Here is a 23,958-nt window from a genome sequence, read left to right on the forward strand (position 1 = left end):
TCAAGGCTTTTATTAAAAATGTGCAAAAGAAGTTTCCAATAATGAATGAATAGATTATGGTATATCAAGGTTACTAATTTTATTTTATTCTTTTGGATCCAAACCAATAGTATCTATTAATTAACCTTTCGGAATTGTGGAAACTTCCTTAATTACCAAATAAAAAGTGCAAGAGTAGTTGAAAGAATCAATCCTATAATAACTGGTAAAAAATTCTTTCGAGCTAGTTCAAATGGGGATACTCCGCAAAATCCGGAAACTGCCACCAGTGAGGACCATGCCACTAGCGTTCCACCACCGGTAAAAATTGTACCCACCTGACCGATAGCCGCTAAAGTGGATGCATCGAGACCTGCGCCTTCTGCCATAGCCCCTGAAAGAGAACCAGCTAAGGTCAAGCCTGCGAATCCTGATCCATCTAATCCGGTAATAATTCCAATCAGCAAAATTCCAAATGCCGTTAATATTCCACTTTGCGGAACTATCGTTTGGGCACTTTGTACCAAATCAAACAAAAATGCCGGTTTTGTTGCTTCTTCTCCTAAGGATAAGATGCTACCCGTGAAATCACTACTTCCCAAGAAGAAAAATCCAGCAATTGGAATCACGGCTCCCATTACCCGGAAGGAAGTGACAAAACCTTCTATTAGAAAATTACCGATTTTATCAAGCCCACGTATACCCCCTTTAGCAAAGTTCGCTAATATAAGAAGGAACGCTGCTACTCCACCAATAAATGCTGCACCGTCTCCACCTTCTAACCCTCCCATGCGGCCGCCGCTAAACTTTGTACTAATCATAATAATCACTACACCAAGCATGGTAAGCGGAACAATAATAGCGAGTGCTTTACCCCATTTCGCCAAATCTCTTCCTGGTTTGGCATCCTCAATCGAGACTGCTAATTCATTGGCAGCCTGTCCCCCAGCCCCCATTCCTTGAAGAATGGTTAATTCTTTTTCCACTTCAATATCATTAGGTTTGCGAATTTGTTTATAGATTCTTGCATAAGCAATCGCAATGGCCGTTAAGCCTGTGATCAGTGACAGTACCAAGGACTTGTTCGCAACCACACCCGTTTCAACACCTGCAGCCGTGGCACTAACCATTGGTACCACCTGCATAACATAGTCTGAAGCCAAAGCCATCCCCTGGCCAGCTAATGCAACTGCCACCGCTGCACCCATCACTGGCAATCCAGCTCGAACAGCTGCAGGTACAAGCAATGCGCAAATCAATGGAACAGCCGGTGTAGGCCAGAAGAACAACGAAATGATATACGTAAACCCGATGAGAATGAAATAGGCCACATGCCCATTTACCATAAACTTTTGAATAGGGGCAATCATTAGCTTATCAGACCCAAGACCCTTCAATGAATTTAGCAACGCAATCATAAAGGTCATGATGAGGAAAATACTGAATAATTCTTTTGAGGCCACCAGATTAGCATTAAAAACAGCTGTAAACCCTCCAACTATACTACCCTTATAAATCCACGCTACAATAAACGTACCAACTAATGTCGGAACTACCACGCCTCTACGAAAAATAATCGCTACAATAATGACCAAGGTAACTAAAGCAAATATCCAATGTGCCGCAGTCAACGTCATACATGAACACCTTCTATCATAAAGTTATTGTCTTTAATACCCACGGTTTTCACTAGTTTTAATTGAACATTCCTTCTAATCGCAGTGTCCCACTTTTAATGGTAGTTTTATAGAGCAAGGTAAATCAATAAATAAATTCTGGCTGAAGTGCAAGGAGTGACCATCATTTCCTTTTATCTAGGACGGATGTCTTAGATAGATTTTTTTGCGTCCTGTATAAGGCGAAATAGCCGTTCAGGACTGATAGGCAGTTGTGTGATGGTAATCTGCAAATGGGACAAAGCATCAACCACCGCATTTGCCAATGCTGCAGGCGGGGAGATCGTCCCACTTTCACCTACTCCTTTAATTCCCAAGGGATTGCGGGTAGAAAGGAATTCCTGTTCTCCCTGTTTGGCTGTTGGTATCTCCATTGAGGTAGGAAGCAGATAATCCATGTAGGTACCGGTCAACACTTGCCCTTGCTCATTATGAACAACTTCCTCGTACAAGGCTGTGCCTATCCCTTGGGCCAAGCCGCCTTGAATTTGCCCCTCGACAATCATGGGATTAATAACCTTTCCACTGTCATGGACAATCACATAATCCTGGATGAAAACCTGGCTGGTCTCTATATCCACTTCCACCACTGCTGCATGGGTGGAAGACGAATACGTAACGGTAGGAGGTACAAAATAATATGTCGCTTGTAATCCGGGTTCTAGGCCATCAGGCATCTTACAGCGCGGCCCTGGTGCGGCAGCTGCAGCTAGTTCTTTTAATGTAAGTTTATTTTCAGGCTGAGAGATTGAACAAACACATCCGTCGTTCAACTCAAGTTCTTGTTCTTCCAGTCCCATCATTTGAGCAAGAGCAAATAGTTTACTTTTAACCTTGAGAGCTGCCCCATGAATCGCAGAACCAGCATTTACGGCACTGCGGCTGGCATATGTTCCTGCTCCGTATTGAAGCAAACTGGTATCCCCGGCTTTCACTTTAACATCTTCAAAGTCTACCCCTAATTCATCTGCACAAATTTGGGCAAAAACAGTCTCGTGGCTTTGCCCTTGAGGAGTGGATCCGACATGAACGAGTACCTGTCCAGATTGGTTTATACTGATTGAGGCCCCTTCAAATGGACCGACACCAGTCCCTTCCACATTGGACGAAATCCCAATTCCGATATATTTTCCTTGTTCTCTCCATTCGCTCTGCTTCTTTCGAATCTCTTCATAACCAGATAATTCGAGAGCCATTTTCAGTGCAGCGGGATAGTCGCCGCTATCATAGATGAGTTTTCCTCCATCCTTGTAATACATCCCTTGGTCATAGGGCATTTCTTCCGCTTTAATCATGTTTTTATGCATTACCAATACGGGATCCATGTTTAGTTCTTTGGCAACTATGTCAATGATCCGATCCATGGCAAAAACGACTTCTGGTCTGCCTGCTCCTCGATAAGGAACATTTGGTGTTTTATTCGTTAAGACAACCTTACAATTTACATAGAAATTCGGAACTTTATATGGTCCTCGAAAATGAGCAACGCTGTTATAAGCACATGTGAAGGCAAAATAATTAATCGCTCCCACGTCCAAAAGGAATTCATCTTTTATCCCAAGAATGGTTCCATCATTCTTGAAGAAAACCTCCACATCATGAATCTGGTCACGTGAATGTCTGGAGGCGCTCATATGTTCTAAGCGATCTTCAATCCACTTCACTGGTTTCATGAGCAGTTTGGCGAGGTACCCAATGACAACCTCTTCTGGATATACACCGCCCTTGGGTCCAAAACCACCTCCAACATCAGGGGCAGTTACACGAATATTTTCTTCCCTCATTCCCAGCGATTTTCCTACATAATGCCTAACTTCATAAGGAAGTTGTGTAGAAGTCCAAATGTGCAATTGATCACTCCGATTGTCATAATAGGCTACAACACCTCTAGTCTCAAGTGGATTAGAGGCAACACGAGGGGATTTTAATACCTCACGGATGACATGATCGGCTTGTAGCAAAGCTTCTCCGCAATCACCAACATGCAACTGAAAATGGGCCTGTAAATTACTATCCAGGTGATCCTGAATCAACGGAGCTCCTTCCTTGAGTGCTTCATAGGGATCTACAACCACAGGAAGAGAAGCATATTGGATTTTTATCAGTGAGGCTGCGTCTTCTGCGAGATAACGATTTTCAGCTACTACTACAGCTATCGGTTGACCAACATAGACCACTCGGTCCTTAGCTAATACGTATTCTAAGTTGCTTTTACTAATCGGATTGATTTCTTCCACAATGATCGGGGGCAAATAACAATGGGACTCCGCCTCCGTAAGCGGTTTCACTATTCCTTCTAAATCCTCCCCTGTTAAAACAGCATAAACACCCTTCATTGCGAGTGCTTCAGACACATCCACTGATTCGATTTTCGCATGTGCATGTGTACTTCGGACAAATGTGGCCTCTGCCATGTCGGCAAGCTTTATGTCAGCAACATACTGACCAGTTCCAGTCACAAAACGATAATCTTCTTTCCTTTTCACTCTCTTACCAACATACTCTTTCAAGATTTACACACCGCCTTGCCATCTGCCAGTTGTGTTGTCTGTTTTACCGCTTTAATAATGTTGGCATAGCCAGTACATCTGCATAAATTGCCTGAGATACCTTTTCTGATTTCCTCTTCCGATGGATTTGGATTTTCTTTTAGAAAACTATCAAGGGTCATCAGGAAACCCGGTGTACAAAAACCACATTGCAGTGCATGGTTGTCCGCAAAAGCCTGCTGCAGTGGATTAAGCGTCCCATCTTCTTCAACTAAGGATTCGACCGTCCCAACCGTACATCCATCTGCCTGAACTGCCAGCATTAAGCAGGATCGAACTGGAAGATTATCCACGGTCACTGTGCATGCACCGCATACGCCATGTTCACACCCAAGATGTGTTCCTGTAAGTCCACAATCGTTTCTAATAAAGTCTGTAAGCGTTAATCTTGGCTCGACTTCTTGAGTTATTTCTTTTCCATTCAGTATTAGGGTAATAGGAAACTTATTCATCATTTCTCACCTTCCCTGCTCTATCAACTGCTGCTTTTATGGCACGCTGTACCATTACACCTGTCAGTGACCGACGATACTCTGCTGAGCCGTGAAGGTCGCCATCGGGATCGACCATTTCCATTGCAATCGCTCCAGCTTCCTTAATGACCTCTTCTGATAGGTGTTTCCCGATTAAAAATTCTTCCGATAACCCCAGTACACATGGTACAGGATTAGCTCCACCAGCTGCCATTCTGCAAAATTCAATTTTTCCTTGATTATTTAACTCTACAACACATGCAACATCAACCATAGCAAAGTCACCGTGCCTTCTCGCCATTTCCAAAAATGCCCATCCATTTGTAGCCTGTAATTTAGGAAATCTTATTTCTTTCACCAATTGATCTGGTCGAATAGCGGTGAGCATATAAGTAAGAAAAAACTCTTCTGGACTGACGATTTCATCCCCATCAACATCTGCCAGAATTATTTCTCCCCTCAATGCTGACAAGATACAAGGCAGTTCTGCGGAAGAATCTGCATGTGCAATGCTTCCACCGACGGTTCCCCTGTTTCGGATTTGCGTGTGGCCTACCCATTGGATGCCCTCATGCAGTAAAGGGCAACTTTCTTTTACCAAAGCAGATTGTTCAATTTCTATATGTTTAGTTGCAGCCCCGATCGCAAGATAATCTCCCTCGTCACGAATATATGAAAGATCCTCGATTCTACCAATGTCGATTAAATATTGAGGAGTGGAAAGACGCATGTTCAGTATGGGGATAAGGCTTTGACCCCCAGACAGAATCTTGGCATCTTCTCCATATTCAGCAAGATATTTCAGTGCTTCATCTATATTTTTGGGGCGTAAATACGTAAAGGTTGCAGGTTTCATGCGGTATCACCAATTTTCAGCTGTTTTTCGATGGCTTTAAAAAAATGACCTGCCATGAATTTGGCAATTCCCCCTAAAACCCTGCTGCCAACACTTGCAATCGTACCGCCGATTTCAGCATCACATTCCCAAGTTAAGTTGCAGCCTTGCTCGGTAGGAACAAGCTTACACTCCATTCTTGCTTTTACGAAACCTGGCGATCCGCTCCCCTCCGCTTCTAGAATATAATGATTAGAAACCTCTATATCTTCAAGCTTGACCTTACCCATATACTCACCTTTTACCGCAGCTACTCCAAGCTTTAAAAAAACATCATATTCACCATTTTCTATAAGTACCAGGTCATGGCATCCAGGTATCGCTTCTTTTAAAATAACCGGATCATGCAATGCTGACCAAATTCGAACCACTTCCTCTTTGAACTTTGCCTCTCCCGACAATTTCAATTGACCACATCTCCTTCACATAACATCAAGAATATTCCATATTCACGTTTGTAAAATTCAGAATATTACTTATATTTACCACTTTATCATTGATTCTATATTAAAAAAAATACATAATTAACTATAATGTCATAGCCTCCAGGCTATAAGAAGGGTGGAGATGAACTCACCATGGATTTATTACAGTTAAGTTATTTTCAAGTAGTTGCACATTTAGAGCATATGACACGAGCAGCAGAAGAGCTGCATATCACTCAGCCCTCCTTAAGTAAAGCAATTATCCAACTGGAGAAACAGCTTGGGGTGCCGCTTTTTGATCGGATTGGAAAGCGGATTCGACTAAATCCATTTGGAAAGGCCTTTTTACTACGAGTGGATCGTGTTTTTCAGGAATTAAAGGAGGCCCAACAGGAATTGGCAGACCTATCTGGTCATGAACGAGGCTTAGTGCTGTTGGGTACAACGACTACTCGTCTTCTCCCCAACCTTTTATGTGAATACTTGGAACAGTATCCACAGGTCAACATCCGACTTCACCAAATCACTACAAGAGAGACCATGCTTCAATTAGAAAAAGGGAAAATTGACATTTTGATTTCTTCACCGCCCTTGGAACAGCCGGGAATCTGTACAATTCCTATATTAAATGAAGAAATTTTTCTAGTTGTTTCTCCAATGCATCCTCTTGCAAGCTGCCATTCTGTTTGCCTGCGAGATGTCGCTTCTGAGCCGTTCATTCACCTGACCCAAGAATATGAGTATCGCCATTTTACGAACTTACTTTGCAACCAGGCTGGTTTTGAGCCCAATATTGTTTTTGAGAGCAATGATCCTGAAGTGATACTCAGTATGGTGAAATCAGGACTTGGCGTTGCGCTTATCCCTAATAACTGGTGGAATAAAACCGGGGTGAAGGATGCTCCTGTACGATTACATATCAAAGAACCAGATTGCTATCGAACAATTGGTCTTTCTTGGGTTGCTTCACGTTACATGTCAGTGGCATCCCGTGATTTTCGATCTTTTATCATTCAATACTTTTCCAAACTTTCCGCACAATAGGAAAAATCGGGCAAAAACCGTAACGGGTTCTAATACCTGTCACAAAACCTAAAAATGTAAATGAAATAGACCATCAAATTGTAATTAAATTTGATGGTCTATTTTTTGTTGGTTTATGGGCATTATGATACTATTTGTGATAATTCACCTAGAAAACACCTTCTTTATATTAAAAAAAACTTGCGTTTGCAAGCCTTTTCTACTTATCTAGTTTTTTAATTGATAGCCCATATAACTAGACAATTTTGCTGATGTTTCCAATGCTCTAGGCAATGCTACCTTCTCAATAAATTCGTTATGGAACGTTGTTTCAGTAGCAACCACATTAACAGCAGCCAAAACCTTTCCCGAGCGATCGAAAATCGGTGCTGCAACTGATTGAATCCCTAAGGTTAATTCTCCCTTGGTAATGGCATATCCTTTTTTGCGGATTCCTTCTAATTCTTCCTGTAAATCTAGTAAATCCGTTTGAGTCTTATCTGTATATGGTTTTAAGTTTGAGCCATATAAAACCAAATTTAATTGCTCCTTCGTTTGATAGGCCAGCTGCACCTTCCCATTTGCAGTTGCATGAGCAGGGAGCCTTAGTCCAATATTAACATTTATGGCAGAAATTCCTCTCACAGGGGCACTGCCGACATAAACTACTTCATGCCCATCCAAAATCGAAAGATGACAGGATGCTCCTGTTTCATCTCTTAGACTTTCAATATACGGTTGTGCGATTTCTGGAAGCTTTAAACTACTTAAATATGAAAATCCTATTTCTAACACTTTTGGTGTTAAACTGTATCGCTTGGTAGCCTCATCTTGATTCAGATATCCAAGTGATTGAAGTGTATATAACAACCTAAAAGGCACAGTTCGACTTACATTAAGTTCTTTCGCGATTTCTACCAATGATAGTGTTGTTCTTTCCTCACCAAACAACCTTAATATTTCTAATCCTCTTACTAATGCATTGGCATTGTAACGTTCTTTATCATCCTTTGTCATCGTCCTCCACCTCCTTTACGGTCTAAATACTATGATTTATTTAAGAAATTCCAATACAATCTTATTAAAGTAGCTTGGATCTTCCTGGTAACACAAATGTCCTGTACCTGGAATAATCGCCAACTCTGAATTTTTTAACAGGTTATGGAAAATCTCTGACTCACTCACTGGTGTTACCTTATCCAATTCTCCACAAATGACAAGAGTCTGGGTCGTAATAGAGGATAAGATATTCATTTGGTCTAAATGAAATAAAGAATATGCTACTGAGCGGTACCCCATAGGTCTAACCTGTGACATAATCCTTTCCGCTTCCTTCTTTACTTCTGGGTCAGGATTTGGGGAAAGAAGTTCTTTTACTCTCTTTATGGCAATTTCCTTTGGATCCAATGTAAGAATATTATTAAGGCGTGCTGCTAATTTCTTTTGATTCTCTTCAACGCTTAAAGCGGCAGATCCCCTAGTGGCATCTGCGATGATTAATCGATCGACCATTTCAGGGAAACGATAACAGTAATCAAGTGCAATCGCAGAGCCCATTGAATGGCCTAAGAGTGTCACAGAGTTATAGTTTAAGCCTTCGATAAAGTCCTTTAAAATATCAGCAAACTGACTAAACTCCGTGAATTCCTCTTTTGGGTCAGAACTTTTTCCATATCCAGGTGCATCCCAAGCAATTACCGTATGATTTTCACTAAGTCCTGCTAATTGTTTTTTCCAGGATTGAGAATTGTTCCCCATTCCATGGAGAATAATGATAGGATCTCCCTTCCCTTCTATATCATAATGAATGGACAAATCCTGTACAGTTAAATACGGCATTTTATCCCTCCTGTATACTTTTTTGTTTTTTTAGCAAAACACTGTTTTTTCTTCATAATATAACATTTTGACGATTAGTCAACGGAATTTTCAGATTAATCGAGTTTTTTTATAGGAGTTAAAAGGCGCAAGTCAGGAAAATGTTGTATAATATTAACGAATCTTGTAATGAACTAGCAAATTTATTTACCACAACTACCGTTTTACTAGGAGTGATATATATGTCCGAAGATAAAAATGACCGATACTTATCCAATTCTCTTGTTAGAGGATTAGAAATACTAAAGATGTTTAATGGTGATATGCCTACACTTTCTTTATCCGAAATAGCTAATAAGCTAAATGTTAGTCGTACTACCCCTTACCGAATCTTGTTCACACTTCAGTCCTTAGGTTATATCAGACAGGATGAACTGACGAAAAGATATGAACTGACACCTAAAGTTCTCGAATTAGGTTTCACTTATTTGAATACCATGCCGCTTTTAGACTTAGCACGTCCTTATTTAGAAGAACTTAGAGATGAAACGGGATTATCAACACATCTCGGGATTCTTGATGGGAATGAAGTTGCATATGTCGCAAGGGTTCCTGGAAAAGGTGTATCAACAGTCAATGTAACCGTTGGGTCAAGACTTCCTGCGCACGCTACATCATTAGGAAAGGTTTTGCTTGCATTTCAAAAAGAAGAAACATTATCAGCCATGTTTACCGGCAAACAACTGAAATCATACACCGGTAAGACCAAAACCGAATTACGATTACTGGAAAAAGAATTAAAAGAAATAAAGGAAAAAGGATATTCTACTAGCAATGAAGAATTTGAAAACGGGATTTTTTCTGTTGCAGCACCAATCTTAAATCGCCATGGTTATATTATTGCTGCTATAAATGTAGTAGCACCTATAGCGGTCTGTAAGGGTGATTTCATTACAGAAACAGTTATTCCTGCATTGTTAAAACACGCAGATCAACTTTCTTCCTATTCCGGTTATCACCAACATAATTAATCCAAATGTCACAGCAGGGGATATCGATATTCACGTCCAATAGTACAAGGTGAATATCGATATCCCCTGCTAGCTATTTGTTCTGTTTAATGCCAAAAGATAAATTTCTTTTGGATCACATCAAGAACAACACTCATTAAATAACCTACAATTGCTATTAACATAACGGAAGCTAATACATTTTCCTGCACGAGTGATGAGGACATAAAACTTAGTAAATATCCCATACCCTCTGTCGAACTAATCATTTCTGTCAATATTGAAATGATGAGTGCAAGAGGAAGTGCAATTCTTAACCCCGTAAAGATAGATGGTGCTGTTGCGGGTAACAATACCTTCCAAAACATTTTAAAATGATTTGCTCCCATATTCTGCGAAGCCCATACATAGATATGATTTACCCTTAGTGCACCATAGTAAGTATTTATAATAATTGGAAATAAGCACTCCAAAACAATTAAGAAAATCTTTGAGCCTGAACCAATGCCAAGCATAAATACTAGAATGGGATAAAGAGCCACCCTTGGAATCGGATAGCCGATTGAAAGCATCGGCTGCATTAATTTGTTCATTACATTGAATCGACTCATCATGATTCCCAATGGAACTCCAATCAAGGCCGCAATTGTAAACCCACTCAATACACGAACCATCGTTACTGACAAGTTATCCCAAAGCAGCGGGGATATAACGAGATCGTACGCCACCCCAATCACAACTAACATCGATGGAAATAGTCTTTCCGGCATAATCCCAAGTGACGCAACAATTTCCCATACAATTAGTAAAATGAAAATAGATTGATAGTCTACTACTTTATTCCAAATCTTTTTTATCATCCTTTCACCTCTTTAATTCACTAGTAAGTACTTTCACTCTAAAACTCAAGATTATGCTTTGTTAACATCCCACCATAATACTTTGCTTCGAATGGTGAGTAATAGTTTATCAAAGATGAAACCCAGCAATCCGATAAACGCAACACCTGCGAACATATAGTCCGTTCTTCCACCGAGGTCTGCATTGAGAATTAAGAAACCTAGTCCAAAACCATTCGCAGCGCCAATAATCTCAGAAGAAAACATCATGACAAAGGTCAACCCTAATGAAACTCTTAATCCATCAAATATTTTTGGTAACGTAACAGGAAAGACAATCTTCCTTAATAATTGAGTAGTGCTTGCTCCCATATTCTGTCCTGACCAAAGATAGACTTGTTTGATAGATTTCACCCCATCTCTCGTAGCAACAAAGCATGGAAAGAAAGCGGTTAAAAAAATAATCAATATCCGAGTTGTATCTGTAATTCCAAACCAAACCATTAAGATTGGTAATAAGGCAATCTTTGGGATTGGATTTAAGGTATTTACAATGGGATCAAAGAAAGTCCCCACTCTTCGATAGTATCCTGCTAAGATTCCTAGAGTAACACCCACGATCACAACTAACAAAAAGCCCATTAGTGATCTAAAAAGACTGGAACCGATATGATTTAATAGATTTCCATCAACCCATAACTCACCCATTGATTTGACAATTGCCAGTGGGCTTGATAAATAGGTTGGGAACCATTGAAATGAAGAAAAAATCTGCCAAATTGAAAATATCGCCAATAACTCAATACCTGCAATCATTCGGAGAAGTTTATTATCCATTGACTACCTCCGATACAATTTGTACTGGTTTATGGTGTTCTTGATGAAGAAGATCCCAAATTTGATTCCGATAATCTCTAAATTCAGCAGTTTTATAGAGATTTAAATCTCTAGGTCGAGGAAACTTAATATCGATAACCTCTGAAATGACTGCTGGTCTGCCAGAAAAAACGACAACGGTATCACTTAAAAAAACGGCTTCTTCAATATCATGGGTAACAAACAAAACACTTTTTTTTGATTCGCTCCAAATTCGAAGCAATTCCACCTGCATTTCCTCTCTAGTTTGGGCATCTAATGCACCAAATGGTTCATCCATTAATAACACTTCAGGATCAAAGGCAAGTATACGAGCTAATGATACCCTCTGCCTCATCCCACCAGATAATTGTGAAGGTAATTGATTTCGAAAATCCCAAAGTCGAACCAATTTTAAGTATTTTTCAACAATCTCATTCTTTTCTTTCTTAGCTACCCCTTGAATATCCAATCCCCAAGCAACATTATCGAATACATTCAACCATGGAAACAATGCAGACTCTTGAAACATCATTCCTCTGTCCGGTCCTGGCTTTTCCACTTCTTTCCCTCTAATTTTCACCTTGCCAGAAGACTTCTCAATAAATCCACCCACAATGTGTAAAAAAGTACTCTTGCCACAGCCACTTGGACCGACAATACTAACAAATTTTCCTTCAGGAATCGTTAAACTTACATCTTTTATTGCAACTACTTCTTCTTTTTTAGTGGAATAAACTTTTCTCAAATGCTCAATTTCCATTGCAGGTATCTTTTTAGTCATGGGTACTCCTCCTATTTATAAATGCGAGGACAAATGTCCCCGCACTACTTATTCAGATGGTAATAAAGAGGTATCAATTAATTTATCGAGGTCGATCTTTTTATCAATCCATTTATCTTTTAACATAAGCTCCTGAACTTTCTCCCAGCCATCCCTGTTAATATAAGCGGAACGGTTATTATCGGTCATGTTCACATAGATTTTTGGATCAGCTTGTACCTTTTTCGTTTTATCAATAATCTTTTGTCTCGCTTCTGGACCATTTTCGTGGTAATACTTTACGATATTTGCATAGTCAGCTAAGAAATCCTTTACAGCTTGCTTATTATCCTTAATAAAGTCTGGGTGTAAAAACATCACGAGGAAATCTTCATCGAAGGGAACGCCTGTTTTTGATGTGAAAATAGTTTTAAACTCACCACTAGCTTCTGCAGCTGCGCCAAATGGCTGTGGGAACATCCCTAAATCAATTTTTTTAGATTTAACTGCTTCTGTCATCGCTGGAATTGGAGTAATGGCATATTTGACATCTTTATCAGGATCCAAACCAGCAGATCTCAATGCACTTCGAACCCACATATCAGTCGGTGATTTAAAATCAGAAAGCCCGATGGTCTTCCCTTTAAGGTCCTTAATGTCATTAATTTCTGAATCCTTTAATGTCATGAAAGTTGAATTGAATCCTTCATCCGGCGTATCCTTTGACACGACGGCCACTACTTTCATCTCAACTCCTTGAGAGCTTGATAGAATTGCCGCACCTTGTCCTAATGTGCCCCCATCTATTTGATTCGCCTGATAAGCATTTAACCTATCAGCATTTGCTCTAAATTGAGAGAGATTAAGTTTATACGTTTTTCCGAGATTAGGAGCCAGCGACGGATCAGCTTCAAATAGCCAAATCGGTTCTTCCGTTGCAAATCCTCCGCCAAAGTTAATTTCTACAACTCCGCCGTCTTTTTTCTTTGCATCTCCAGAAGATTTTTCCCCAGAACACGCTGCAAGTATTAATGCTAGTGTGATTATACCGAAAAATAATAAGTGCTTTTTCACAAAGAACATCTCCCATTCTCCCTCGAATTTGTATTTTTTACGTGACATCCCCTTAAACATTTCATTTCCAGTTTGTATTAATTGTATTATTTTTAGCACTATCACCTCTACTTTGTTTTATATACAAAAACAAGTTTTGCTATATGTACATTGTAATAACAGTTTTAATGGTAGTCAATCAATTTATTAGAAAATATAAAATTTTCAATCAGGTAGCAATAAAAAAATCTCAGGGAAAATATCCCTGAGATTTTTTGAAATTTAATGAATGTCCCGTTTCTTAAAGCGTCCGCCACGAACTTCGGAGATATCTGCTATTGCCAAAAAGGCATTTGGATCAATTTCCTCAACAATTGTTGTTAGTTTCGATTCTTCAAGTCGAGTAATAATACTGAAAATAACCTTCTTATCGTCGCCGGTATAAGCTCCCTCACCCTTCATATAAGTGACACCACGACCTAAACGTGCATTTACCGCGTTTCCAATTTCTTCTGCTACGTCACTGATAATCCAAACAGATTTTGATTCCTCGAAACCATCAACTACCGTATCAATTGCTTTCGCGGCTATAACGTAAGCTAGCAAGGAATACATTGCACGGTCCCAACTGTACACAAATCCTGCTGCACCTAAAATAAACAGGTTGATAAACATAATAATTTGACCGACGGAGAATGGTACTTTCTTAGTTATCACGAGTGATAGAATTTCTGTACCATCTAAGGCACCGCCAAACCGAATAACAATTCCAACTCCAATTCCTAATATCATTCCGCCAAAAATGGTCGCAAGCAGAATATCATCGGTAAAGGCTGGTATTGGATGAAATAATGTTGTAAAAACGGATAAAACAATAATTCCATAGACCGTAGATATAGCGAAGGTTTTACCCATCTGCTTGTATCCTAGATAGACGAATGGAAGGTTTAATAAGAATAGAAAGATACCGAGTTCAAGACCCGTAATGTGGGATAACATAATCGATATACCTGTTACACCGCCATCAATTACTTTGTTTGGGACTAAAAAGATCTCTAGACCGGTAGCCATTAGTATTGCTCCTAGAGAAATGGCTATCGCTCGAAAGATTTTTTTACTAAGCGGCAGTTTTCGATGTTGTACTTTTCCGTTTACTAATTCTGTCACAAAATCACACCTTATAAAATTTATTAATAAAACCAAATTGGAGAATGAGTTCCACTACTACATCTCTGACTAGGTTATTATTACCACTTAATCTAATCTTCATGAATCAATTATTATAACTGTCATTATACCATAAAATCTATTAAAAATGAATTTGAGTTCATATTTACTAGGTTATAGCGACCTAGATAAGCTATATAAACATTTTATCTTTTTTCTGCTGTCGATTAGCAGATTCTGAGCAGATTGGATCGAGATCTCCTTAAATCTAATTTTCGTCCCTGGCAGGGCTTGGGCAAGACGGGTAATATCAGTAGATATAACAGTGCCTATTCTTGAATAACCTCCTGTGGTTTGATGCTCTGCCATCAGAATGATAGGTCGCCCGCTTGCAGGAACTTGAATCCCTCCTAAAGGAATAGTGTCAGAAATAATATCTGCACCACTGCTATGTTCAATAATCGGACCATTTAATTGAAACGCCATTCTATTGGATTGAGGTGAAAGGATATATTCGTCATTTAGAAAGGTTTGGACTCCAAATGAAGTGAATTTTTCTATATGTGGACCCATGATGACACTTACAGTTAATTCATTTGGATAATTTGGTATTAAACTCTCATGAAGAAACCTATTTCTTCTTGCTAGTGGGTGTCCATACAGAATATCACCTTTTTCAAGAGCGCGGCCATCCAAGCCGCCAAATTTTCCTGTTAAATATGTTGATTTACTAGCTAGAACTTGTGGAACTTGGATCCCACCAGCAATACTGATATACGCCCTTGCACCCTGTATTATTTTTCCAAACGAAAGGTATTGTCCTTTCTTTATCACTAAACTTTTCCAAAGTGGAATGGCTTGTTCATTAATTTTGGGTGATAAATTACCACCACAGATTGCTATGGAAACATCATGTAATGCCCACAGAACTGGCCCAATAAACGGTACTTCAAGTACAGGCTCACCTAACTTGTTTCCAACTAACAAATTTCCCATTTGTAAAGAATAGGTATCCATTGCACCAGATGGACTCACACCGTATTTTCGGTAACCATATCTCCCAAGGTCTTGTACAGTTGTTTGCAGTCCTGGTTTTACTACCTTAAATATTGGCATATTCATTTTTCAAACCAATTCTTTCTAAAAGCTATATTTTCTGTTGTAAGAGCATCCTTTAATTCCTTAATAAATTCTAATGCGGCAGGTTCATCTCCATGAACACAGACAGTATCTGCAGAGATAGGAATATCACTACCATTTGCTGCTGTTACTTTTCCTTCCTTTACCATTCGAATGATTCTCTGTGCTGCAAACTTCCTATCATGAATCATGCTGTTCGGTTCGCTTCTTGATGTTAATGTTCCATCGGGCTGATAGGTTCTGTCAGCAAAAACTTCGGATGCTGTTAATAAACCCTTCTCTTTACCTGCTTGTATAAGTTCACTGCCAGACAATCCAAAAAGAATCAATCTAGAATCATAATCTGCTACCGCTTGCGCAATAGCATCTGCAATTTGTCGACTAGTAGAGGCCATATTATATAACGCGCCATGTGGTTTTACATGCACCAACTTAACACCTTGCACTTTAGTAAATGCTGCCAATGCACCAATTTGATAAAGGATGAGATGATAGATCTCCTTAGGGGAGAGGTTCAATTCTCTTCGGCCAAATCCTGATATATCCGGAAATCCAGGATGTGCGCCAATTTTCACATTATACCTGTTAGCAAGGTTAACTGTTTCCATCATCACATTATGGTCGCCAGCATGATACCCGCAGGCAATATTAGCAGATGAAATATGCTTCAAAACTTCTTTATCATTTCCAATTTTATATACACCGTAACTCTCTCCAAGATCACAATTAAGGTCAATCTGTTTCACGTTATTACCTCTCCCTTTACATAAGTCAATACCTGATACTTTTTAGCAGCTATCTGTTCTTTTATGAAAAGAAACTCTTGATATTCAACAGGATAAAATAATACATAATTTCCTGCTGACAAAAGCGAGGGTTTGGCTTTTTCAATATCAAATAATGATAATGGAGTTACACCAATAATTCGCCATCCTGATGGAACTTCAGCAGGATAGATTCCCGTTTGGTTGCCGCCAATTCCGACAGAACCTGCTGCTATTTTTGCTCTAGGTGTTTCCAGACGAGGTGCTGCAATTTTATCATTAAGACCTCCGAGGTATGGAAAGCCTGGTACAAACCCAATCATATGTACTAAATATTCTTTGTTTGCATGTAAGTTGATTACTTCACGTTCGCTAATGTGATTGTGTTCAGCTATGAAACATAAATCTGGGCCCGTTTCACCGCCATAATAAACGGGGATTCTATAAACGATAGATTCTATCATTGGAATTTCCAAGGCTGTTTGATAGATGGAATACACCTTCTCTTTTAATTGACTGTAAGATAGGAGGAGGGGATCATAAAAAATAGAAACCGATGTATACGCTGGGACATACTCATGAATCCCAACGAATTTCTTACTCCTCAAAAGGTGCAAAAATTGATTAATTTGTTGATGGATGTTCTCATCTATTTTATTGCCAAAGGTAATGGTGATTGCACAATCCCCTATTGGAACAATTTCAAAACTCACTGACAACACCTTCTTATCAATCAATTTGTATGTGTTACTTTTAACTTTATTTAATACTCCCATTAAATGCAAAAAAAACGCCCTGATCATATAAGATCAGAACGTAATTCTTTAGAAGAACTTTCTTTGTCTCTTTTTATTGTGAGCCGCGGGAAACCAGTTAAAATGGCTAGCACACCACATACTCCTATTAGTATCGGGTAATAGGCATAAGCTAAAATACTTACGGGAGAGATACTTGCTACTCCTGCAGCAACAAGCATTTGCGCTCCATAAGGAATCAATCCTTGGATGCTGCAGGAGAAAACGTCAAGCAGACTAGCACTTCTACGTGGGTCAATTTCATACTGATCGGCAATATTTTTTGCGAGCGGTCCAGCAATAATAATGGAGATAGTATTGTTTGCTGTTGAAAAGTCAGTTAGGCTTACGAGTCCAGCAATTCCAAATTCTGCACCTTTTTTTGATTTTATATTCTTTGTAACAAGATGGAGTAAAAAATCAATTCCACCATTATGTTTTATTACTGCAACCATTCCTGCTATTAGAATCGCAAGGAAGGATATTTCATACATACCCGCCATACCTTCGCTAATTTTTTGAATGAGTTCCATTATAGTATAGCTGCCATCAACTATACCGATGAACCCAGCGAATGCTATTCCAAACGAAAGAACCAAAAATACATTTATCCCCGACAACGCAGTAATTAACACTCCTAGGTAGGGTAGAATCTTAATCCACTCATACGATTGTTTATTGATATTTGCTTGTTCACCCATTGTTAATATGGCAAGAATTACACATGTAATAATGGCAGCAGGCAGGACAATCAGGAAATTCACCTTGAATTTATCCTTCATTTTGGTCCCTTGTGTTCTTACAGCTGCAATCGTGGTATCCGAAATAAAGGATAAATTGTCTCCAAACATGGCTCCGCCAATAACTGCCGCCATTGAAAGGGCAAGTGAAATATCTGTTTGTTCACTGATCCCCACTCCGATTGGCGCTAGTGCTACAATCGTACCCATACTTGTCCCCATTGCTAGTGAAATAAAACAAGCAATAATAAAGACACCTACCATTAATAAGTTGGGCGGGACAATGGATAGTGCTAAGTTAACAGTTGAATCAATTGCACCCATTCCCTTTGCCGTCTCTGAAAAGGCACCAGCTAAGAGGAAAATCATAACCATTAGTAGAATATTTGAATCTCCTGCACCTTTGGTGAAAATCTCCACCTTATTATTAAACGATTCTTTCCTGTTCATTGTTAAAGCTACTGCTACTGCGATAACAATTGCCACTATAACCGGAAATTTATAAAAATCGCCCGCAACAATCCCTGAGCCGATAAATAATACTAAAAAGACAGCAAAAGGTATGAGTGCCCATGGATTCCCATTTTTGCTCGTACTCATGACAAAACATCCTCTCTTTATTTTTCACAAGAAAAAACCTCTTCTCTCAATAGAAGAAGAGGTTTTAACAAACATATATTAGAGTACAATAATATTTTTCATAGCGCAAGATGTTTCCAGGATTTGTTCATCTAATTTACTTGTTTTCTTCTTTTCTGTTTTTTCTTTAGTCGATAGAAAAACACGAATCCTACTAGAATGAGCGTTAAACCTAGAAGGATATTTTGCTCCATATTACCCTCCATAAATCCAGCCGGTATGAGTGATAAAACAAAGAAAAAGATTAGATTTCCAAACATGGTACCGATAATAAAATGTTTAAATGTAATCGAACTTAATCCACTGAGAATATTGATTAAACTAGTAGGAACGAACGGAATAATTCTCGCTTGGAACACAAATAGCAACCCATTTTGCTCCATCTTTGCTAAAGTTTCCGGATTTGTTTTTTTCTGGACCCACTCATTAAAAAAATATCTACTTCCAAAAAACCAAATTCCTGCAGCAATAATACTTGTGAACCAACTCCACATTAGACCATTAAAAAAACCAAACAATGCATAGTTTATAGAGATGATAATAATGAGAGGAATAATTGTAAATGAATTTTGGATCACCATGATGATAAAAGTAAAGAAGAATTTTGAAAATGTGGTATCTTTCAATGACAGTATGATGGAATCCATATCCCCGTTTCTAAGTAATCGGAAGGTTTCCGTATTTTGTATAACTAAAAAAATGATCAATATGATCCCAATAAAGGATATGATTTTTTTCCAAATATTAATCACCTAGTTTCATTTTAAGGTAATCTCATAAGAGTAAATATATTCTTAAACACATCATACCATGCAAAAATTATCTGTGATAAAAAAAGATGTCACAAAAAAATTTTGTGACATCCTTTACTTTTATAAGGCTGAAAATTCTTCTACAAGTTCACCAAATTTTTTCATGGCATTTTCTATAGGTTCTGGAGTCGTTAAATCCACTCCCGTCTTCTTTAACAACTCAAGCGGGTAATCACAACTTCCGCTCTTTAAGAAGTTTAAGTATGAATGTAACGTATTTTTATCGCCTTCAAGTATTTTGGTTGCCAAATGTATAGCTGAAGCAAAACCAGTGGCGTACTTATAGACGTAAAAGGGGCGATAGAAATGGGGAATTCTCGACCAGCCAAATTTCACTTCATCGTCAAACACCACTAGATCCCCATTGTATTCCCTGAACAAGGCTTCATACGTTTTATTAAATACCTCGACATTTAAGGGTGTACCTTTTTCAGCTAGTTCATGAGTGATTTTCTCAAATTCAGCAAACATTACTTGGGTAAAGAAAGTACCCTTGTATTGATCAATGAAGTGATTTAATAAATGCTTCCTTACCTCAAGATTCTCTTCGGTATTCAACAAATAATTAATCAACAATATTTCGTTAACGGTGGAAGCCACTTCCGCAACAAAAATACTATATCGAGCAGTAATTTGTGGCTGATGCTGCGAGCTTAATTTACTATGGACTCCATGACCACATTCATGGGCAAGCGTAAATAAACTATCCAAATCATCTTGGTGATTTAATAATATAAAGGGGTGAACCCCATAAATCCCCAAATTATAGGCACCTGAGCGCTTGCCTGGCGTCTCACGGACATCAATATATCTTGCATCCTTGAACTCTTTTAGGATGCTTACATATTCCTCTCCAAGAGGTGCCAAGGCTTTAATCATTATTTCATAGGCTTCCTCATAAGGTATCACTTGTTTTACGCCTTTTACTAAAGGAACGGACATATCATACTGCCGAAGTTCATCAAGATGAAGTTTCTCCTTGCGAATTTCAGAGTACCTATGAAGAGGTGCGATATTTTCTTTTGTCGCTATAATTAGGTTCTCATATACTTCCTTTGGCACCATATCACCGAATAGTGCCTTTTCTAGTGCTGAAGGATATTTCCTGATTCTTGCTAAGGTGACGTTATTTTTAATCGATGCAGACAGTGTGCTCGCTATGGAATTCTTTAATTCAACATATGGCTTATAATAAGCTTTATAGGCTTCCCTACGTCTATCACGGTCTTCCTCTTCAATTAATTTCGAGTACATCCCTCTTGTCAGCGGAATCATTTTGCCATCATCATTTGTAACATCGCCAAACTTAATATCCGCATTATTAATCATCCCAAAGGTTGTACTTGGAGCAGACAATGCTTCTCCTAATTGGGATATGACTTCCTCTTGGTCTTTAGTAAGGACATGGGTTTTATATCGAAAGGATTCATATAAATCCTCTTCAAAGTACTTCAAACCCTCTTCTTCAGCTATATAACTTCTTAATGTTTCTTTATCTAAACTTAATAAATACGGCATAAAAAAAGATGTTGAGGAACTTACCTTAACGCTTAGCCCTTTGGCACGGTCTAATAATGATTGTGAACTTGCCTCCCTAGTATCCTCATCTACGGTCAACATGGCATAAGCATAGACATGATTAAATACATAAGATAATTCCTCTCTTTGTTTTAAGTATTGATAGAGACTCTTACCATCCTTTATTGCTCCATCATATCCCTTCAATTTTTCCGCCAATTTTTCAACGTTTTGAAGGTCTTTTTCCCATTCAGTAATATCTGAATAAATGTCTTTAAGATTCCATTTTTCATTTACTGGTACGTCATTTCTGTAAGTATAAGTCTTCATAAGCGCCCTCCTAAATTAGAGTAACTCATTATTAGTTAATATTCTGTTGAATTATTTTCTAGACCGTCTTTGAATCCATTGCATTTATTCATTTATTTTCCAATTATACTCTAATAAGTCCAAATATAAAAAGCACCAAGTTGGTGCTTTTTATTATATTTTTATTATTTTTAAACTAAGGTAAGAAAATTATTGAACCGATAATTGGAATGACAATGTGGACACTTGGCGGTAATTTCAATATCTACAATTTGTAATGTTTTGTTATTAGCCAAACTCTTCTTTAGGACAACTACTTGATCAGTTATTACTTTTCCTTTATAGATTGATGACAATTCCTCTAAATCCTTATCTCCACTAATGATTGCAGCATATGCAAAGTCATTATCACATAAGATGCACGACTTTTCACCTGTAACAACACGCATTGCAGTAGCTATTTGTGAATTCATTTGTCTCATCTCCCATCAGTCCTTTATTTAATCATTCGACATTTCCGAGAAAGTTTCCTTCTAATTTTCTATGTAATCAAAAGATTCACATTTCGGACAATTTTTATAAAAAAAGACTGTTTAGGAATTTCCTAAACAGTCTTTTTGAATCTTATTCTTCACCATCTTGAGATGGATTGTAGTTGTATTGTGTTCGGTCGATAGGAGTAAAGTTTCCAGGAGTATAGAAACGTAATAAGTCTCCGTTTACAACTTTATCTGAAAGGGCTAATTTATTTTCTACAATCGTCTGTAGATTCATTGCCTCTTCCACCCTTGTTTCATCAATTTCCAACCCTGTAGTGGAATCATAGAATTTACCATCTACAGATGAAATGGTTGGGCTCATAAAGCTGCCATCACGGAAAGGAACAAGATCATCATGTTGTTCAGACAATAGGTCAGTACCGAACTGAACATAATCTTTTGTATCAATTCCTAACAAATGTAGAACTGTAGGAAGGATATCAATTTGTCCGCCGTATTCGTGATTAACTCCACCCTCGATTCCAGGAACACGAATAAAGAATGGTACACGTTGTAATCCTGCACTATCGAAATCCGTAATTTCTTTACCTAGAACTTGTTCCATTGCTTTGTTATGATTTTCAGAAATTCCATAATGGTCACCGTACATAACAATGATAGAATTGTCATATAACCCTGATTCCTTCAGATAATCAAAGAATTGTTTTAAAGCTTCATCCGCATAACGAGCAGTTTGGAAGTAGGTATCAACGGATTTATCACCTGTTGTATGTGGTGCAATCGTTGCTAACTCTTCATCAAGTGGATACGGATAGTGGTTTGAAACAGTAATAAACTTTGTATAAAAAGGCTGTGGTAATGTTTCCAACAAAGGAATTGATTCCTCAAAGAATGGCTTATCCATTAGCCCATATTCAGCTAGATCTTCTGGATTCATACTATAGTAATTTTCATCAAAAAAGTGATTATAACCAAATGATTTATATATTTCATCACGATTCCAGAAACTTCCTGAATTCCCGTGAAAGACTGCAGATGTATAGCCATGAGACGCTAAAATCGCTGGTGCTGCTTGATACGTATTTAACCCTTTTGTTGTAAAAGCAGAACCCTGCGGTAATCCATATAATGAATTTTCAAGGATAAATTCTGCGTCAGCCGTTTTACCTTGGGCAGTCTGATGGAAGAAATTATCAAAATAAAGTGTATTTTGATCCTTTGTTAAGGAGTTTAGGAACGGTGTTACTTCTTCCCCATTTAACTTGTAATCAATAAGGAAGTTTTGCATGGATTCAAGATGCAAATAAATCACGTTCATACCTTTACCAGCACCAAAGTAAGCTGGATTGGGCTGTGCATAGTTTGATTTTGTATAGTTAATTACTTCCGTCATATCATCACTGTTGGCCATAACCCTTTGTGCAGAAGCTTTTGTACTTTTTACTGCATCGTAAATGGTGTAGTTGTACATACCCAAATATTTCACAATATAATTACGGTCAAATCCTCTTGTTAACAATTGAGGACGGTCTGTTTCAGCTAGTCCAAGATTTCCACAAGAAATAGCCAATGATAATGAGAATAAAGCAGCAACTTTTCTGCGATTCATATCTTTAAATTCAACTTTCACAAAGCGAAAAGCAAGTAAAACAACCAAAAGAATGATATCGATAAAGAATAAGAAATCATATGGTCGTAAAAGTGTAACAACACTTCCGCTTACATCTCCAAAGTTTTGGGTTTGAGTTAAAGTTGGTAACGTAATAAAGTCATTAAAGAATCTGTAATATACAACATTCGCAAATAATAGAAACGATAAGAAGAAATCAATCACAAGCAATGCGATATATTTCTTGCGTCCTTTAAATAACAAAGCAATTCCCAAGAATAATAAGGATGATCCTAAAGGATTAATAAATAATAGAAATTTTTGAAGTGTATTTTCAATTCCTAAATTAAATTGAGTTAATTGAGCTATATATGTTTTCATCCAAAGAAAAAATACAGCCAAAAAGAAAAAGCCAATATATTTATTTAAAATACCCTGACCCTTCTGAGTTAAGTTATTCATTTTTTGCACCTGCCTTATAGCAATTAATTATTTATTTACGTTGGTTTCAATTTTTATGAGTTATAAAATTTAGTAATCTATCATTTATAGTAACAGCTAATTATGAACAATATATGAACAAGCCAAGAAAAAAATATTGCAGCACA

General features: G+C 38.1%; 22 protein-coding genes. 2 read left to right on the top strand and 20 right to left on the bottom strand.

The window, feature by feature from the left end; genetic code table 11:
• Positions 1-152 precede the first annotated feature (152 nt).
• The 5 genes from QUG14_RS06920 to QUG14_RS06940 form a co-directional block, all read right to left on the bottom strand.
• The gene (locus QUG14_RS06920; RefSeq protein WP_289339785.1) at positions 153-1,616 is read right to left on the bottom strand and encodes a hypothetical protein; all 1,464 of its coding nucleotides are present in this window, start codon (positions 1,614-1,616) and stop codon (positions 153-155) included.
• 191 nt (positions 1,617-1,807) lie between these two features.
• Positions 1,808-4,165, bottom strand: a complete 2,358-nt coding sequence (locus QUG14_RS06925) for a xanthine dehydrogenase family protein molybdopterin-binding subunit (RefSeq protein WP_289339786.1) — start codon at positions 4,163-4,165, stop codon at positions 1,808-1,810.
• The gene (locus QUG14_RS06930) at positions 4,162-4,659 is read right to left on the bottom strand and encodes a (2Fe-2S)-binding protein (protein ID WP_353961064.1); all 498 of its coding nucleotides are present in this window, start codon (positions 4,657-4,659) and stop codon (positions 4,162-4,164) included. The genes QUG14_RS06925 and QUG14_RS06930 overlap by 4 nt, the downstream gene beginning before the upstream one ends.
• Entirely contained in the window at positions 4,649-5,533 is an 885-nt protein-coding gene (locus QUG14_RS06935) for an FAD binding domain-containing protein (protein WP_289339787.1), read from the bottom strand. The genes QUG14_RS06930 and QUG14_RS06935 overlap by 11 nt, the downstream gene beginning before the upstream one ends.
• A complete protein-coding gene (locus QUG14_RS06940) occupies positions 5,530-5,979 on the bottom strand; it encodes an SRPBCC family protein (RefSeq protein ID WP_289339788.1) in 450 nt (149 codons plus the stop codon). The genes QUG14_RS06935 and QUG14_RS06940 overlap by 4 nt, the downstream gene beginning before the upstream one ends.
• A gap of 171 nt (positions 5,980-6,150) precedes the next feature.
• Here QUG14_RS06940 and QUG14_RS06945 point away from each other — a divergent pair, with 171 nt between their 5' ends.
• Positions 6,151-7,041 carry a LysR family transcriptional regulator gene (locus tag QUG14_RS06945; RefSeq protein WP_289339789.1) on the top strand — a complete coding sequence of 297 codons (891 nt, stop codon included), beginning with the start codon at positions 6,151-6,153 and terminating at the stop codon, positions 7,039-7,041.
• Positions 7,042-7,248: 207 nt separating this feature from the next.
• On the opposite strand, the gene QUG14_RS06950 is transcribed toward QUG14_RS06945, so the two are convergent.
• Both QUG14_RS06950 and QUG14_RS06955 read right to left on the bottom strand, forming a co-directional pair.
• Positions 7,249-8,037 (bottom strand): IclR family transcriptional regulator, encoded by a 789-nt coding sequence (locus QUG14_RS06950; RefSeq protein ID WP_289339790.1) that lies wholly within the window; start codon positions 8,035-8,037, stop codon positions 7,249-7,251.
• Between the two features lie 36 nt (positions 8,038-8,073).
• The gene (locus tag QUG14_RS06955) at positions 8,074-8,859 is read right to left on the bottom strand and encodes an alpha/beta fold hydrolase (protein ID WP_289339791.1); all 786 of its coding nucleotides are present in this window, start codon (positions 8,857-8,859) and stop codon (positions 8,074-8,076) included.
• A gap of 221 nt (positions 8,860-9,080) precedes the next feature.
• Between QUG14_RS06955 and QUG14_RS06960 the strand changes: the two genes are divergently transcribed.
• A complete protein-coding gene (locus QUG14_RS06960) occupies positions 9,081-9,869 on the top strand; it encodes an IclR family transcriptional regulator (RefSeq protein WP_289339792.1) in 789 nt (262 codons plus the stop codon).
• A gap of 86 nt (positions 9,870-9,955) precedes the next feature.
• Here the strand turns inward: QUG14_RS06960 and QUG14_RS06965 are convergent, their stop codons facing one another.
• From QUG14_RS06965 to ltaS, 13 genes are all read right to left on the bottom strand, one after another.
• Positions 9,956-10,708 (bottom strand): ABC transporter permease, encoded by a 753-nt coding sequence (locus tag QUG14_RS06965; protein WP_289339793.1) that lies wholly within the window; start codon positions 10,706-10,708, stop codon positions 9,956-9,958.
• Between the two features lie 51 nt (positions 10,709-10,759).
• The gene (locus QUG14_RS06970; protein WP_289339794.1) at positions 10,760-11,524 is read right to left on the bottom strand and encodes an ABC transporter permease; all 765 of its coding nucleotides are present in this window, start codon (positions 11,522-11,524) and stop codon (positions 10,760-10,762) included.
• On the bottom strand, positions 11,517-12,326 hold the full coding sequence (locus tag QUG14_RS06975) for an ABC transporter ATP-binding protein (protein ID WP_289339795.1): 810 nt from the start codon (positions 12,324-12,326) through the stop codon (positions 11,517-11,519). The genes QUG14_RS06970 and QUG14_RS06975 overlap by 8 nt, the downstream gene beginning before the upstream one ends.
• A 48-nt stretch (positions 12,327-12,374) precedes the next feature.
• Entirely contained in the window at positions 12,375-13,379 is a 1,005-nt protein-coding gene (locus QUG14_RS06980; protein WP_289339796.1) for an ABC transporter substrate-binding protein, read from the bottom strand.
• A 261-nt stretch (positions 13,380-13,640) separates the two neighbouring features.
• Positions 13,641-14,525: a YitT family protein gene (locus QUG14_RS06985; RefSeq protein WP_289339797.1), complete on the bottom strand. Its 885-nt coding sequence runs from the start codon at positions 14,523-14,525 to the stop codon at positions 13,641-13,643.
• Positions 14,526-14,699: 174 nt separating this feature from the next.
• Complete coding sequence (locus QUG14_RS06990; protein ID WP_289339798.1) at positions 14,700-15,647, bottom strand: 5-oxoprolinase subunit C family protein; 948 nt, start codon at positions 15,645-15,647, stop codon at positions 14,700-14,702.
• Positions 15,644-16,411, bottom strand: a complete 768-nt coding sequence (locus QUG14_RS06995) for a LamB/YcsF family protein (RefSeq protein WP_289339799.1) — start codon at positions 16,409-16,411, stop codon at positions 15,644-15,646. The genes QUG14_RS06990 and QUG14_RS06995 overlap by 4 nt, the downstream gene beginning before the upstream one ends.
• Complete coding sequence (gene pxpB / locus QUG14_RS07000; protein WP_289339800.1) at positions 16,408-17,142, bottom strand: 5-oxoprolinase subunit PxpB; 735 nt, start codon at positions 17,140-17,142, stop codon at positions 16,408-16,410. The genes QUG14_RS06995 and pxpB overlap by 4 nt, the downstream gene beginning before the upstream one ends.
• 86 nt (positions 17,143-17,228) lie before the next feature.
• Positions 17,229-18,563: a Na+/H+ antiporter NhaC family protein gene (locus QUG14_RS07005; RefSeq protein WP_289339801.1), complete on the bottom strand. Its 1,335-nt coding sequence runs from the start codon at positions 18,561-18,563 to the stop codon at positions 17,229-17,231.
• Between the two features lie 131 nt (positions 18,564-18,694).
• A complete protein-coding gene (locus tag QUG14_RS07010; protein WP_289339802.1) occupies positions 18,695-19,249 on the bottom strand; it encodes a TVP38/TMEM64 family protein in 555 nt (184 codons plus the stop codon).
• A 225-nt stretch (positions 19,250-19,474) separates the two neighbouring features.
• Positions 19,475-21,262, bottom strand: coding sequence for an oligoendopeptidase F (gene pepF / locus QUG14_RS07015; protein WP_289339803.1), 1,788 nt, complete (start codon positions 21,260-21,262; stop codon positions 19,475-19,477).
• A 170-nt stretch (positions 21,263-21,432) separates the two neighbouring features.
• Complete coding sequence (locus tag QUG14_RS07020) at positions 21,433-21,714, bottom strand: hypothetical protein (RefSeq protein ID WP_289339804.1); 282 nt, start codon at positions 21,712-21,714, stop codon at positions 21,433-21,435.
• A 151-nt stretch (positions 21,715-21,865) separates the two neighbouring features.
• On the bottom strand, positions 21,866-23,812 hold the full coding sequence (gene ltaS / locus QUG14_RS07025) for a lipoteichoic acid synthase (RefSeq protein WP_289339805.1): 1,947 nt from the start codon (positions 23,810-23,812) through the stop codon (positions 21,866-21,868).
• Positions 23,813-23,958 lie beyond the last annotated feature (146 nt).

It is taken from the genome of Neobacillus sp. CF12 (assembly GCF_030348765.1).
In the GTDB taxonomy this organism is placed as follows: Bacteria; Bacillota; Bacilli; order Bacillales; family Cytobacillaceae; genus Neobacillus.

Excerpts from the sequence above, each read along its gene's own strand:
- QUG14_RS06920 (WP_289339785.1), bottom strand. The coding sequence starts at position 1,616 with ATGACGTTGACTGCGGCACATTGGATATTTGCTTTAGTTACCTTGGTC.
- QUG14_RS06930 (WP_353961064.1), bottom strand. The coding sequence starts at position 4,659 with ATGATGAATAAGTTTCCTATTACCCTAATACTGAATGGAAAAGAAATA.
- QUG14_RS06935 (WP_289339787.1), bottom strand. The coding sequence starts at position 5,533 with ATGAAACCTGCAACCTTTACGTATTTACGCCCCAAAAATATAGATGAA.
- QUG14_RS06945 (WP_289339789.1), top strand. The coding sequence starts at position 6,151 with ATGGATTTATTACAGTTAAGTTATTTTCAAGTAGTTGCACATTTAGAG.
- QUG14_RS06950 (WP_289339790.1), bottom strand. The coding sequence starts at position 8,037 with ATGACAAAGGATGATAAAGAACGTTACAATGCCAATGCATTAGTAAGA.
- QUG14_RS06955 (WP_289339791.1), bottom strand. The coding sequence starts at position 8,859 with ATGCCGTATTTAACTGTACAGGATTTGTCCATTCATTATGATATAGAA.
- QUG14_RS06960 (WP_289339792.1), top strand. The coding sequence starts at position 9,081 with ATGTCCGAAGATAAAAATGACCGATACTTATCCAATTCTCTTGTTAGA.
- QUG14_RS06965 (WP_289339793.1), bottom strand. The coding sequence starts at position 10,708 with ATGATAAAAAAGATTTGGAATAAAGTAGTAGACTATCAATCTATTTTC.
- QUG14_RS06970 (WP_289339794.1), bottom strand. The coding sequence starts at position 11,524 with ATGGATAATAAACTTCTCCGAATGATTGCAGGTATTGAGTTATTGGCG.
- QUG14_RS06975 (WP_289339795.1), bottom strand. The coding sequence starts at position 12,326 with ATGACTAAAAAGATACCTGCAATGGAAATTGAGCATTTGAGAAAAGTT.
- QUG14_RS06990 (WP_289339798.1), bottom strand. The coding sequence starts at position 15,647 with ATGAATATGCCAATATTTAAGGTAGTAAAACCAGGACTGCAAACAACT.
- QUG14_RS07005 (WP_289339801.1), bottom strand. The coding sequence starts at position 18,563 with ATGAGTACGAGCAAAAATGGGAATCCATGGGCACTCATACCTTTTGCT.
- QUG14_RS07010 (WP_289339802.1), bottom strand. The coding sequence starts at position 19,249 with ATGGATTCCATCATACTGTCATTGAAAGATACCACATTTTCAAAATTC.
- pepF (WP_289339803.1), bottom strand. The coding sequence starts at position 21,262 with ATGAAGACTTATACTTACAGAAATGACGTACCAGTAAATGAAAAATGG.
- QUG14_RS07020 (WP_289339804.1), bottom strand. The coding sequence starts at position 21,714 with ATGAATTCACAAATAGCTACTGCAATGCGTGTTGTTACAGGTGAAAAG.
- ltaS (WP_289339805.1), bottom strand. The coding sequence starts at position 23,812 with ATGAATAACTTAACTCAGAAGGGTCAGGGTATTTTAAATAAATATATT.